13 protein-coding genes are annotated in these 11,841 nt (G+C 72.2%); 6 read left to right on the top strand and 7 right to left on the bottom strand.

Annotated elements, in window-relative coordinates:
• From EZM51_RS05875 to EZM51_RS05860, 4 genes are all read right to left on the bottom strand, one after another.
• Positions 1 to 975, bottom strand: coding sequence for a hypothetical protein (locus EZM51_RS05875; RefSeq protein ID WP_136707331.1), 975 nt, complete (start codon positions 973 to 975; stop codon positions 1 to 3).
• Between the two features lie 244 nt (positions 976 to 1,219).
• Positions 1,220 to 3,469: a heavy metal translocating P-type ATPase gene (locus EZM51_RS05870; protein WP_282568131.1), complete on the bottom strand. Its 2,250-nt coding sequence runs from the start codon at positions 3,467 to 3,469 to the stop codon at positions 1,220 to 1,222.
• A 29-nt stretch (positions 3,470 to 3,498) separates the two neighbouring features.
• Positions 3,499 to 3,864 carry a heavy-metal-associated domain-containing protein gene (locus EZM51_RS05865; RefSeq protein WP_136707330.1) on the bottom strand — a complete coding sequence of 122 codons (366 nt, stop codon included), beginning with the start codon at positions 3,862 to 3,864 and terminating at the stop codon, positions 3,499 to 3,501.
• Positions 3,865 to 3,922: 58 nt separating this feature from the next.
• Positions 3,923 to 4,945: an aldehyde reductase gene (locus EZM51_RS05860; protein WP_136707329.1), complete on the bottom strand. Its 1,023-nt coding sequence runs from the start codon at positions 4,943 to 4,945 to the stop codon at positions 3,923 to 3,925.
• A gap of 131 nt (positions 4,946 to 5,076) precedes the next feature.
• Here EZM51_RS05860 and EZM51_RS05855 point away from each other — a divergent pair, with 131 nt between their 5' ends.
• On the top strand, positions 5,077 to 6,042 hold the full coding sequence (locus EZM51_RS05855) for a helix-turn-helix domain-containing protein (protein ID WP_136707328.1): 966 nt from the start codon (positions 5,077 to 5,079) through the stop codon (positions 6,040 to 6,042).
• A 5-nt stretch (positions 6,043 to 6,047) separates the two neighbouring features.
• Here the strand turns inward: EZM51_RS05855 and EZM51_RS05850 are convergent, their stop codons facing one another.
• On the bottom strand, positions 6,048 to 6,440 hold the full coding sequence (locus tag EZM51_RS05850) for a hypothetical protein (RefSeq protein ID WP_136707327.1): 393 nt from the start codon (positions 6,438 to 6,440) through the stop codon (positions 6,048 to 6,050).
• Positions 6,441 to 6,474: 34 nt separating this feature from the next.
• Between EZM51_RS05850 and EZM51_RS05845 the strand changes: the two genes are divergently transcribed.
• From EZM51_RS05845 to EZM51_RS05835, 3 genes are all read left to right on the top strand, one after another.
• Positions 6,475 to 6,978 (top strand): metallophosphoesterase, encoded by a 504-nt coding sequence (locus tag EZM51_RS05845; protein ID WP_136707326.1) that lies wholly within the window; start codon positions 6,475 to 6,477, stop codon positions 6,976 to 6,978.
• Positions 6,979 to 7,125: 147 nt separating this feature from the next.
• Complete coding sequence (gene gap / locus EZM51_RS05840; RefSeq protein WP_136707325.1) at positions 7,126 to 8,124, top strand: type I glyceraldehyde-3-phosphate dehydrogenase; 999 nt, start codon at positions 7,126 to 7,128, stop codon at positions 8,122 to 8,124.
• 132 nt (positions 8,125 to 8,256) lie between these two features.
• Positions 8,257 to 9,180, top strand: coding sequence for an EamA family transporter (locus EZM51_RS05835; RefSeq protein WP_136707324.1), 924 nt, complete (start codon positions 8,257 to 8,259; stop codon positions 9,178 to 9,180).
• A gap of 32 nt (positions 9,181 to 9,212) precedes the next feature.
• On the opposite strand, the gene EZM51_RS21195 is transcribed toward EZM51_RS05835, so the two are convergent.
• The gene (locus tag EZM51_RS21195) at positions 9,213 to 9,344 is read right to left on the bottom strand and encodes a hypothetical protein (RefSeq protein ID WP_282568130.1); all 132 of its coding nucleotides are present in this window, start codon (positions 9,342 to 9,344) and stop codon (positions 9,213 to 9,215) included.
• 146 nt (positions 9,345 to 9,490) lie between these two features.
• Here EZM51_RS21195 and EZM51_RS05830 point away from each other — a divergent pair, with 146 nt between their 5' ends.
• On the top strand, positions 9,491 to 10,714 hold the full coding sequence (locus EZM51_RS05830; protein ID WP_136707323.1) for an alpha/beta hydrolase: 1,224 nt from the start codon (positions 9,491 to 9,493) through the stop codon (positions 10,712 to 10,714).
• Between the two features lie 90 nt (positions 10,715 to 10,804).
• Positions 10,805 to 11,359, top strand: coding sequence for a dihydrofolate reductase family protein (locus tag EZM51_RS05825; RefSeq protein WP_136707322.1), 555 nt, complete (start codon positions 10,805 to 10,807; stop codon positions 11,357 to 11,359).
• On the opposite strand, the gene EZM51_RS05820 is transcribed toward EZM51_RS05825, so the two are convergent.
• On the bottom strand, positions 11,341 to 11,697 hold the full coding sequence (locus EZM51_RS05820) for a DUF4442 domain-containing protein (protein ID WP_248305494.1): 357 nt from the start codon (positions 11,695 to 11,697) through the stop codon (positions 11,341 to 11,343). The genes EZM51_RS05825 and EZM51_RS05820 overlap by 19 nt on opposite strands.
• Positions 11,698 to 11,841: the final 144 nt, after the last annotated feature.

The following is an 11,841-nucleotide window of genomic DNA, read 5'->3' as shown; positions in this document are numbered from 1 at the left end:
CTATTCGCCCGTGGCGTAGGCGGCGACGAGCTCGTCGAGCTCGGCCTTGTGGTCGTCGATGAACTGCTGCTCGAGCGCGAACTGCGCCGTGAACTGCGTGGTGTCGTAGTCGAGCTTCTTCGCGCAGCGGAAATCCGCGAGCGCCATCTCGATCTCCTGCTCCTTCAGTTCCCTGAGCTCCTCGGCGCTCGGACCCTCGGGGTTCTCCTGCCCCTCCCAGAATGCGTTCATCTGATCGGAGATCACCGTCTGGGCGTCCCAGCGGAGCTCGAGGTCGGGATACCCGGCGTCGGCCATGCACTCCGACCAGTTCCGATTGAGCTCGACGATCTCGGGCTGCTTCGGCAGTTCCTCCCAGAGCGTGCCCATCTCCTCCATGAGTCCCGCGAACCGCTCGTCCTCCCAGAACGACTCGCCCTGCACCTCATGGCTGGCGAAGCCGTTGCAGCCGCCGTTCTCCCAGCTGTACTCGTAGGAACCGTCGTCGTTCAGTTCCTCCTCGGTCGGCGGGGTGCCGTAGAGCGTGGCGTAGTACGCCTCCTGCTCGCTCGGCGAGAGGGATTCGACATAGGGCTGGTTGGGGTCGACGTACGCCTCGGCCTCCGCCTGCTGCGCCTCCATCTCCTCCTCGGTCTGCACCATGCCCCAGCCGTTCGCCGCGATCCAGGCCTCGGTGTTGCGTTCCTCCGGGTCGGCGCCGAACGACATGGTCTGCGACGAGTCGACCGGCGTGTACTCGAAGCCCTCGTCCGCCATGCAGGCGGCGACCAGCTCCTCGATCTCCTGCTGCTGCTTCGCGAAGCGCTCTTCGTCCCACGCCCCGCCGTTCACGGCATCGAGGTACTTCGAGAGCGGACTGTCCTCGTAGGTGAGCTCACCGCCGCCCGTGCCGCCGTCGCTGCATGCGGCGAGGGTGACGGTCGCGGTGATCGCGAGCGTGAGGGCGAGGGTTCGAGCGGATGGTCGGGAAGGCACGGTGCTCCAGTCGTCGGGTCGCGGATCGGCGCGCGCAGTCGCGCCGTACAGAGGGATGTCCCGACAGTGTGGCAGCGTCTCAAACTCGTTGTCGACAGCCGGGCCGAACGGTTCGCGCACGTGCTGCCGTCCGAGGATGCGGAGTGCGCGCCGAGGCTCGGGAGACCTGTTTCGGGCCTCCAGACGCCGAGCGTGCACTCCCCGCCCGCCGCGGGGCGGGGAGTGCACACTCGACCGGAGGGGGTCAGGCCTCGGGCCGGAACCCCCGCAGCCGCAGGCTGTTCGTCACCACGAACACCGACGAGAACGCCATGGCCGCGCCCGCGACGAGCGGGTTCAGCAGGCCCAGCATCGCGACGGGGATCGCCGCCACGTTGTAGGCGAATGCCCAGAACAGGTTGCCCTTGATCGTGCCGAGGGTGCGCCGCGCCAGTCGGATCGCGTCGGGCACGAGCCGCAGGTCGCCCGAGACGACCGTCAGGTCGCTCGCCGCGATGGCCGCGTCGGTGCCGCCGCCCATGGCGATGCCGAGATCGGATGCCGCGAGCGCCGCCGAGTCGTTGACGCCGTCGCCGACCATCGCGACGACGTGACCGCCGGCCTGCAGCTCCCGGATCGCCTCGAGCTTGCCCGCGGGAGTGACGCCGGCCCGGACGTCGTCGATGCCGACGTCCGCGGCGACCGCCCGCGCGGCGCCCTCGTGGTCGCCCGTGAGCAGCACGGGCCGCAGGCCCAGCCGCCGCAGCCGGGCCACGGCCTCGGCGCTCGTGGGCTTCACCGTGTCGGCGACGCCGATGAGCCCCCGCACTTCGCCGTCCCACGCGACCACGACGGTGGTGATGCCGCGCGCCTCGGCCTCGTCGCTCGCGGCGACCAGCGACGCCGGCAGCTCGAGCGACCACTCGGCGGCGAGCCACCCGGGCTTGCCCGCGACCACCAGGCGTCCGTCGACGACGGCCTGCACGCCGAGTCCGGCGTGCGCGGCGAACTGCTCGGCGGCCGGATGTCCCGCGCCGCCCTCCGTGGCTGCGGCCACGATCGCCCGTGCCACGGGGTGCTCCGAGCCGTCCTCGACGGCGGCGGCGTAGCGGAGCAGCTCGGGCTCGGGACATCCCTCGACCGCCTGCACCAGCGCCACGCGCATGCGGCCCGTCGTGACGGTGCCGGTCTTGTCGAGCACGACCGTGTCGATGCGACGGGTCTGCTCGAGCACCTGCGGCCCACGGATGAGGATGCCGAGCTGCGAGCCGCGGCCCGTGCCGACGAGCAGCGCCGTGGGCGTGGCGAGCCCGAGCGCGCACGGGCACGCGATGATGAGCGTCGCGACCGCGGCGGTGAACGCGACCTCGAGCGAGGCGCCCGTGAGCAGCCATCCGGCGAACGCGACGATCGACAGTCCGATCACGACCGGCACGAACACCGCCGAGACGCGGTCGGCGAGCCGCTGCACGGGGGCCTTTCCGGTCTGCGCCTCCTCGACGAGCCGGCCGAGCCGGGCGAGCTCGGTGTCGGCGCCGACACGGGTGATCTCGACCACGAGCCGGCCGCCGACGTTCACGGTCGCGCCGACCACCCGGGAGCCGGCGGCGACCTCGACGGGCACCGACTCGCCCGTCAGCATGCTCGCATCGACCGCGGATGCCCCGTCGACGACGAGCCCGTCGGAGGGGATCGTCTCGCCCGGCCGCACGACCACGTGGTCGCCCGGAACGAGCGAGTCGACGGGCACGCGCGTCTCCCGGCCGTCGCGGAGGAGCGAGGCATCCTTCGCTCCGAGCTCCAGGAGGGCGCGCAGCGCGGCGCCCGACTCCTGCTTGGCGCGCGCCTCGGCGTAACGACCCGCGAGCACGAAGACCGTGACCGCGGCGGCGACCTCGAGGTAGATCTCGCTCGCACCGGCCTCGGGGGACCCGAAGAGGGTGAGCGTCATGCGCATGCCGGGCATGCCGGCGTCGCCGAAGAACAGCGCGTAGAGCGACCAGCCGAATGCCGCGGCGACGCCCACGCTGATGAGCGTGTCCATGGTCGCGGCGCCGTGCCGGGCGTTGATCGCGGCGGCCCGGTGGAACGGGTACGCGCCCCACACGGCGACGGGCGCGGCGAGCGTGAGCGCGAGCCACTGCCAGTTCGTGAACTGCAGCGCCGGGATCATCGACATGAGGAGCACGGGCACCGTGAGCGCCGTCGAGACGAGCACGCGGCGACGGAGCTCCCGAACCTCGTCGCGTTCGGGCGCGGGAGCGGGCGCGCGGCCCCCGGCCGGCACGGGCGGCGGGGGGAGCGTCGCGCGGTAGCCCGCGGCCTCGACGGCGGCGATGAGCTCGGCGGGGTCGAGGGCCTCGGACCCCGCCGCGCGCACGTGCGCCTTCTCGGTCGCGTAGTTGACGGATGCCTCGACGCCCGGGAGCTTGTTGAGCTTGCGCTCGATGCGGGTGGCGCACGACGCGCACGTCATGCCCTCGATCTCGAGCTCGATGGGCGCGGCGGTGCTCACGCTCCCGCCGCCGGCCGGGGCCTCGGCGCTCACGCGCCCTGCGCGGCCAGCGTGTAGCCGGCCTCCTCGACGGCGGCGCGCACGGCATCGTCGCTGATCGGGCCGGAGCTCGTCACCGTGACGACGGATGCCGCGCCCGGCCGCAGGTCGACGGCGACCTGCTGCACGCCATCGACCTCGGAGAGCTCCTCGGTGACGCTCGACACGCAGTGCGAGCAGGTCATGCCCTCGACGAGGAACTCGGCGCTGAGCGCACCTTCGGCGCGGGTGGGCGTCGTGGCGATGCTCGAGGAGGAGCCGTGGGAGTCGGCGCCGTGCGAGTCGCCCGTCGCGCAACAGCTGCAGGCTGCGTTCGCGTCGGTGAGTCCGAGGTCGATGCGCTGGAAGCCGGTCATGGCCGTCCCTTCGTGTGGCGAGTGAATCCTGTTGATACCCCCATGGGGTACCCCTACTCTACACGAGTCCGAGCCGGACGAGGCTCTCGGCCGAGGCGATGATGGCCTCGTCGCGCGACCGAGGCTGCCAGCCGAGCATTCGCCGGGCCTTCTCGCTCGACGCGCGCCGCGATCGACTCAGCTCGGGAAGCACCGCGCGGAGCTCGGCGTTGACGCTCGCTCCGACGCGCACGAGCCAGTCGGGGATCACGAGCCTCGGCACCCGTCTGGCGTCCTCGCCGAGTCGGTCCCGCAGGAGCCTCGCGAGGTCGGGATAGGTGATGGGCTCACCCGACACCGCGAGGAAGCGCTCGCCGGCGGCATCCGGATGCGTCATCGCGCGCACGTGCAGGTCGGCGACGTCGCGCACGTCGACGCCCGAGGTCTGGCCGCGCGGAACGGCCGGCACGCTCCCCTTGAGCAGGGCGAGCAGCAGTTCGACCGAACTCGAGAGGTCGGTGCCCAGGGCGGGGCCGAAGATGCCGACCGGGTTCACGACCGAGAGCTCGAGGTCCCCTCCCTCTCGGTCGACGAAGTCCCAGGCGGCACGCTCGGCGACCGCCTTCGACCGCACGTACGGCGAGAGGCCCGGGTCGTCGGGGTCGGTCCAGTCATCCTCCGTGAAGGGCCGATCCGGTCGGCTGGAGTAGCCGACGGCCGCGAACGACGAGGTCAGCACGACGCGTCGCACGTGGGCGTCGCGCGCCGCGCGCAGGACCCGCAGCGAGCCGTCGCGGGCGGGCGCGATGAGCTCGTCGGGGTCCTTCGGCTGGCGTACCGGGAACGGGGAGGCCACGTGCAGCACGAAGGTCGCGCCCGCGACGGCGTCGCGCCAACCGTCGTCGTGCAGCAGGTCGGTCTGGGCGTACTCGAGACCGGCCGGGTCGGCGCCGCCGGCTCGCACGAGGGCGCGCACCTCGTCGGCCCGCGCGAGCGAGCGCAGCGTCGTGCGCACCCGGTACCCGGCATCGAGCAGCCGCACGATGCAGTGCGACCCCACGAAGCCCGTGCCGCCGGTGACGACGACCAGTTCAGCGCTCACGAGTGCCTCCCGTGACGGATGCTACTCGGCGGTGCTCGGCGTCCCCATGGGGTTGACGAGATGGGATGGCCGGATCATTGCGTATCGTGGGCATCGAGCCAACCCCGTCAGGCGCCTCGAAGGAGCTTCGGATGTCCCGCCAGCGCAACCACCGCATCGCCGTGCTCGTGCTCGAGGGAGCGAAGCCCCTCGATGTCGGGATCCCGGCGCAGGTGTTCACGAACCGCCGGAGCATGCCCTACGAGGTGCGGGTGTGCGGCGCCGCGCCCGGTCTGGTCACGGGCGGCGACGGACTCTCGTACCACGTGGCCGATGGGCTCGAGGCGCTCGCGTGGGCCGACACCGTGTTCGTCCCCGGCTACCGCCACCCCGACACCGAGGAGGCGCCGTCCGCGGTGGTCGAGGCGCTGCTCGCGGCGCACGCGCGCGGGGCGCGCCTCGCGGCGATCTCGACGGGGGCGTTCGCGCTCGCCGCGACGGGTCTGCTCGACGGCCGGCGGGCCACCACGCACTGGCACTACTCGCACGCGCTCGCGCGGAAGCATCCGCTCGTCAGGGTCGACGAGAACGTGCTGTTCGTCGACGAGGGCAGCGTGCTCACCTCGGCGGGGGCGGCATCGGGCATCGACCTGTGCCTGCACCTCGTGCGCCGCGACCACGGCGTCGGACTGTCGAACCACGTCGCCCGGCGACTCGTGGCGGCGCCGTACCGGAGCGGCGGACAGGCGCAGTACGTGCCGCGGAGCGTGCCCGAGCCGCTCGGCGAGGTCTTCGCGGCGACCAGGCAGTGGGCGCTCGGCCGGCTCGAGGAGCCGCTGACGCTGGCCGACCTGGCGCGGCACGCGAACGTCTCGCCGCGCACCTTCTCGCGCCGCTTCGTCGAGGACACGGGCTACACGCCCATGCAGTGGATCCTGCGGGCGCGCATCGACCTCGCCCGCGAACTGCTCGAGCGCACCGATCTCGGCGTCGAGCAGGTCGCCGATCGGGTCGGACTCGGCACGGGGGCGAACCTGCGGCTGCACTTCCACCGCATCCTCGGCACGTCCCCGACCGAGTACCGGCACACGTTCGCACCCGCCGCGGCCGCGGGCTGAGCACCTCAGCCAGCGGGTGCGGCGACGACGCCGGGCACGATCCGGGTGCCGCCGCCCGCGGTCCAGTTCGGCAGCATGGGGATCACCGTGTCGTAGTACCCCGCGAGGATGAACGCGACCGCCGCGTACACCATGAGCCCGAACGTCGCGATGCCGAGCGCCGCGCCGACGACGACCACCCACGACACCCGACCGCGGGCTTCGCGATACCGCGGCGCCGCCATGAACGCCGCCCAGATCGAGAACGTCGCGAAGAGCACGATCCACACGACGCGGCCCAACTGCAGGGCGAGCGGCACGGTCACCGACACGACGAGGGCCGTGAGTCCGAGGCCCACCGACGTCCACGCGAAGAACCGCGCCCAGCCGACGCCGCGGGTGTGCTCGAACGGGATCATCCACCGATTCTGCCGTGTCGCGACAGGATGGAACATGGCCACCCGCCTCCTCCTCCTCTCCGACACGCACATCCCCGCGCGGGCGAAGCGCCTGCCCGATCAGGTGTGGCGCGCCGTCGACGGCGCCGACGTCGTCGTCCACGCGGGGGACTGGATCGACGTGGCGACCCTCGACGCCCTCGAGGCGCGCGCCGCCCGGCTCGTCGGCGTGTGGGGCAACAACGACGGCGCGGCGTTGCGGGCGCGCCTGCCCGAGGTCGCCCGCGTCGAACTCGACGGCGTCCGGTTCGGCGTCGTGCATGAGACCGGACCGAAGGCGGGCCGCGAGGCCCGGATGGACGCCGTGCACGAGGGCGTCGACGTGCTCGTGTTCGGGCACAGCCACATTCCGTGGGACACCGTGACACCCCGCGGCATCCGGCTGCTGAACCCCGGCTCGCCCACCGATCGCCGCCGTCAGCCCGTGTGCACGATGATGACGGCGGTCGCGGATGCCGGGTCGCTGCGCGACGTGGAGCTCGTGCCGGTGTCCCGCTGACGGCAGCCGGCCCGCCGCCGAGGGCGAGGCGATGGATGCCGCGAGACTGGCGCGATCCTTTCGACACATGTCTGTCCGGCCACTTCCACGTACCGAAGCTCGCGACCAGAGTGGGCGGGTATTCGGGAACGAAAGGAACCTGCTCGCATGACCCGCATCGCCGTGAACGGCTTCGGACGTATCGGCCGCAACACGCTCCGCGCCCTCCTCGAGCGCGACTCCGACCTCGAGGTCGTCGCGGTCAACGACCTCACCGAGCCGAAGGCGCTCGCCCAGCTCCTCCGCTACGACAGCTCGCTCGGCCGACTCGGCCGCCCGGTCGAGGTCGACGGCGACGTGCTCGTCGTCGACGGACGCCGCATCAGGGTGCTCGCCGAGCGCGACCCCGCCAACCTCCCGTGGAAGGAGCTCGGCGTCGACGTCGTGCTCGAGTCGACGGGTCGCTTCACCTCCGCGGAGGCCGCGAAGGCCCACCTCGCCGCCGGCGCGAGGAAGGTGCTCGTGAGCGCACCCTCCGACGGCGCCGACGTGACCCTCGCCTACGGCGTGAACACCGACGCGTACGATGCCGCGAACCACACGATCATCTCGAACGCGTCGTGCACGACGAACGCGCTCGCACCGCTCGCCAAGGTGCTCGACGACCTCGCCGGCATCGAGCACGGCTTCATGACCACGGTGCACGCGTACACGCAGGAGCAGAACCTGCAGGACGGCCCGCACCGCGACCCGCGTCGCGCCCGCGCCGCCGCCGTGAACATCGTGCCGACCACGACCGGCGCCGCCAAGGCGATCGGCCTGGTGCTGCCGCAGCTCGACGGCAGGCTCTCGGGCGACTCGATCCGCGTGCCCGTGCCCGTCGGCTCGATCGTCGAGCTCAACACCACCGTCTCGCGCGAGGTGACGCGCGACGAGGTGCTCGCCGCCTATCGCGCGGCCGCCGCCGGCCCGCTCGCCGGCGTGCTCGAGTACTCCGAGGACCCGCTCGTCTCGAGCGACATCACGGGCAACCCGCACTCGTCGATCTTCGACGCCGCGCTCACCCGGGTCGACGGCAAGCACGTCAAGGTCGTCGCCTGGTACGACAACGAGTGGGGCTTCTCGAACCGCGTCATCGACACGCTCGAGCTCCTCGCGAAGGGCTGAGTCGCCGCCGCTGATCGCCCGGGGTCCCGTGGGTCGCGGACGTGGTCCCGGGTCGGTCCGTCGGCAGGAATTCGCCGGGCGTCGGCAGGCCCGTGTCGCGCCGATGTCGGCGGGACCGACGAGAATGGGTCGGTGACTCGTCGTGGGCTGTTCCTCTTCATCGCGCTGGGCATCTCGTGGGGCATCCCGTACCTGTTCATCAAGGTGGCCGTGAGCGAGCTGGAGCCCGCCATGGTGGTGCTCGGCCGCTCGGCACTCGCGGCGATCCTGCTGCTGCCGCTGGCGTTCTTCCGACGCGAGGTGGTGCAGGTCGTGCGCCGGTGGCGGCCGATGCTGGCCTACACGCTCGTCGAGATCGTGATCCCGTGGTACTTCCTGAGCTCGGCGGAGCAACGCCTGCCCAGCTCGACCGCGGGCCTGCTGCTGGCCACCGTGCCGCTCGCGGGCGTGGCCATCGCGTTCGCGATGGGCCGGCCCGAGCGGCTCTCCCGCGTCAACTGGATCGGCATCGCGGCCGGCATGCTCGGCGTCGCCGCGCTCGTGGGACTGGATGTCGCGGGGTCCGATCTCGTGGCGGTCGGCGAGATCGCGATCGTGGTGGTGGGGTACGCGCTCGGTCCGGCGATCCTCTCCCGCTGGATGTCCGACCTCCCGGGCGTCGGCGTCGTCGCGGTGTCCCTGGCGGCCACCGCCGTCATCTACGTGCCGTTCGTGCTGCTGACGGGCGCATGGCCCACCACGATGCCGTCGGCGGCGGTCATCTGGTCGATCATCGTGCTCGCCGTGGTCTGCAGCGCGCTCGCGTTCCTGTTCATGGTGGGCCTCATCGCCGAGATCGGCCCCGTGAAGGCCACCACGATCACCTACGTCAATCCCGCCGTCGCGGTGATCGCGGGCGTCGTCGTGCTCGGCGAGCGGCTCACCATCTGGACCGTCGTCGGATTCGTGCTGGTGCTCCTCGGCTCCTTCCTCGTCACCCGGCGGCGGGCGCCCGAGCAGGTCGAGGCGATCGCACCGGCGGGGCCGGAGGAGGCGTCGGCCGAGCAACGTCGGTAGACGGCCGACCCGGCGGCGCGACATCCGCCGTCTCAACTCGGCGGGCGCGCCTCCGGACCGACGCCCGAGACGCCGTCGACGCTGCCGATGCCTGCCCCGGCACCGGTGTCGGTCGGGATCGTCCCGCCGTCGCCGGAGGGTCGGCGGTCGTCCGCCCTGCCCATGGCCGCTCCTCTCATGGCTCCCGTGCGTTTCCGTTCCACCCTCCCCGATCGCGGCGGCCGACCGCACGGGGTTGACAGGCCCGAGGCCGGCTGCGTCACCCGACGGGATGATGTGCAGGTCACCGGTGCAGGGCAGCATGGACCACATGGTCGTCGGATCCGGCGCCCGGCCGGCCGCCGTGGCATGGCGGTGGGTCCGGCGCATCCTCGTCGTGCTGCTCATCACCGCGGTGCAGATCGCGCTCGTGCTCGTCGCGGCCGTGCTCGTCGTGCCGCCCGCGGCCGCCATCGCCATCGCGCTCGCGACCTCCGTCGTCGTCGCGGCGGCCTGGACCTGGCTGCGCGCGTGCAGGCGCCGCGACCTCCGGCACCGCTCCGCGCTCGCCGGCGCCGCGCTCACGGTCGCCTCGCTCATGACGCTGCTGGTGGTGCTGCCGTCGGCGCCCGCCCCCTCGGCCGCGCCGCCCGGCGCGCTGCGGCTGGCCGACGGCACATTCCTCGCCGTGCGCACGGTCGAGGCGGATGCCCCATCCGACGCCGCTCCCATCGTGGCCGTGCACGGCGGCCCCGGCGTGCCGTGGACCGTGCGAGAGGAGGAGGTGCTCGCGCGGCTCGCGACCGACCGCGACCTCGTCGTCTACGACCAGATCGGCGCGGGCGCCTCGGCCCGGCTCGACGACCCCGCCGACTACACCTTCGAGCGCGCGGTGCGCGACCTCGAGGCCGTCGTCGACGCCACGGGCGCCGACCGGGTCACCCTGCTCGGGCATTCCTGGGGTGCGCCGGTGGCCTTGGGCTTCGCGGTGCGGCACCCCGACCGCGTCGAGCGGCTCGTGTTCCTGACACCGGGCGCGGTGCCGTGGGACGGGGTCGCCCAGCCGCCGGGTGCCCCGCAGCGCCGCCTCTCGCCGGGCGCGCTGGCCGCCCTGTACGCGCGCGCCCTCGAGCCGCGCAATCTCTTCGCCTACGCGCTCACGGTCATCGACCCCGGAGTCGCGCACCGATTCATGCCCGACGCCGAGGCCGACGCCCGCTACCGCGAGCTCTACCTCGCCTCCGCCGCGGGCCTCGTCTGCGACGGTCACGAGGTTCCGGATGCCCCGGAGCGGCTCGGCCACTACGCGAACCACGGCCCGGGCGTCGAACCCGGACACCCCACGGGCGTGACGGAATCGAGCCTCGAACGGCTGGCGGGGCATCCGGTGCTCATCCTGCGCCCGGAGTGCGACTACCTCGATGCGGGCATCGCCGACGAGTACGCACGGGAGCTGCCGCGCTCGCGGGCGACGGAGGTCGCGGACTCCGGCCATGCCCTGCTGGAGGAGCGGCCCGCAGCGGTGATCGCGGCGATCCGCGCCTTCCTCGAATGAGCTTCCGGCGCGATGTCGATCTCGCGTCGCCGCCGTTCGACGTCAGAATGAGACGGATACCCCGCCTCGCACGAGCACGAAAGGAACGTCATGCGCACCCTCATCGTCACCGAGTTCATCACACTCGACGGCATCATCGACTCGCCCGGCGGCGGCGACCACCCGCGCGCGGGTTGGACCTTCAAGGAGGTCCCCTTCGTGGAGGAGGCCTACGAGATCAAGGGCACCGAGCAGTCCGAGGCCGGCGCGATGCTCATGGGTCGCGTCAGCTACGACGAGTTCGCGCCGGTGTGGCCGAAGATGGAGGAGTTCGCCGAGTACAACGCCATGCCGAAGTACGTCGTCTCGAGCACCCTGAGCGATCCCGAGTGGAACAACACGTCGGTGCTGCGGTCGCTCGACGAGGTCGCGGAGCTCAAGCATCGTGACGGCGACGGCACCATCCTCGTGCACGGCAGCGCCACGCTGGCGCAGGGGCTGGCCGAGGCCGGTCTCGTCGACCGGTATCACCTGCTCGTCTTCCCCGTCGCACTCGGCGAGGGCAAGCGCCTCTTCAACGGGCGCGAAGCCGGCAAGCTGCAGCTCGCCGAGCACGAGACCTACTCGAACGGGGTCGCGAAGCAGGTCTACGACGTGGTTCGCTGAACGGATGCCGCGAGTCGTGCCGCGTGACGGTCAGTTCGCGGGTGCCTCGCGGCGCTTCTCGCGCTCGTACACCTCCCGGCGATCTCGCCGCGGGTGTCCCACACGATGTGATCACGGCCGAGCTGGTGCCGCACGAGCATGAAGAAGTACGGATCGGTCATCGCCGACATCGAGCCGCCGAACGCGGTCTTCACGTAGTTGCGCGTGAAGGCGTTGACGTGCAGCTCGACGGTCGCGCTCGTCCAGTCGGGGGAGAACCGCTTCACGCGGATGCCGCTGAAGAGGTTCGGGATCCAGAGGGTCATGCCGATCGCGAGTCGGCGGGGCGTCATTCGCATGGAGACGATCATGCTCGATGGGCTCGCGCGCACGCGACTCCGCGCACGAAGGTCGCCCCGGGTCGATGACCCGGGGCGACCTCGTGTGTCGAGCGATCGAGCTGCGCTCAGACCCTATGGGTGTGGGGTTCTGGATCTGGTCTT

It is taken from the genome of Agromyces sp. H66 (assembly GCF_004959775.1).
In the GTDB taxonomy this organism is placed as follows: Bacteria; Actinomycetota; Actinomycetes; order Actinomycetales; family Microbacteriaceae; genus Agromyces.
The sequence above is the reverse complement of the archived record's forward strand: the minus strand, read 5'-3'. Positions and strand labels throughout refer to the sequence as shown.

What these genes read in the sequence shown, in the direction of transcription:
- EZM51_RS05865 (WP_136707330.1), bottom strand. Translation starts at nt 3,864, where the DNA reads ATGACCGGCTTCCAGCGCATCGACCTCGGACTCACCGACGCGAACGCA.
- EZM51_RS05855 (WP_136707328.1), top strand. Translation starts at nt 5,077, where the DNA reads ATGTCCCGCCAGCGCAACCACCGCATCGCCGTGCTCGTGCTCGAGGGA.
- EZM51_RS05850 (WP_136707327.1), bottom strand. Translation starts at nt 6,440, where the DNA reads ATGATCCCGTTCGAGCACACCCGCGGCGTCGGCTGGGCGCGGTTCTTC.
- EZM51_RS05845 (WP_136707326.1), top strand. Translation starts at nt 6,475, where the DNA reads ATGGCCACCCGCCTCCTCCTCCTCTCCGACACGCACATCCCCGCGCGG.
- gap (WP_136707325.1), top strand. Translation starts at nt 7,126, where the DNA reads ATGACCCGCATCGCCGTGAACGGCTTCGGACGTATCGGCCGCAACACG.
- EZM51_RS21195 (WP_282568130.1), bottom strand. Translation starts at nt 9,344, where the DNA reads ATGGGCAGGGCGGACGACCGCCGACCCTCCGGCGACGGCGGGACGATC.
- EZM51_RS05830 (WP_136707323.1), top strand. Translation starts at nt 9,491, where the DNA reads ATGGTCGTCGGATCCGGCGCCCGGCCGGCCGCCGTGGCATGGCGGTGG.
- EZM51_RS05825 (WP_136707322.1), top strand. Translation starts at nt 10,805, where the DNA reads ATGCGCACCCTCATCGTCACCGAGTTCATCACACTCGACGGCATCATC.
- EZM51_RS05820 (WP_248305494.1), bottom strand. Translation starts at nt 11,697, where the DNA reads ATGCGAATGACGCCCCGCCGACTCGCGATCGGCATGACCCTCTGGATC.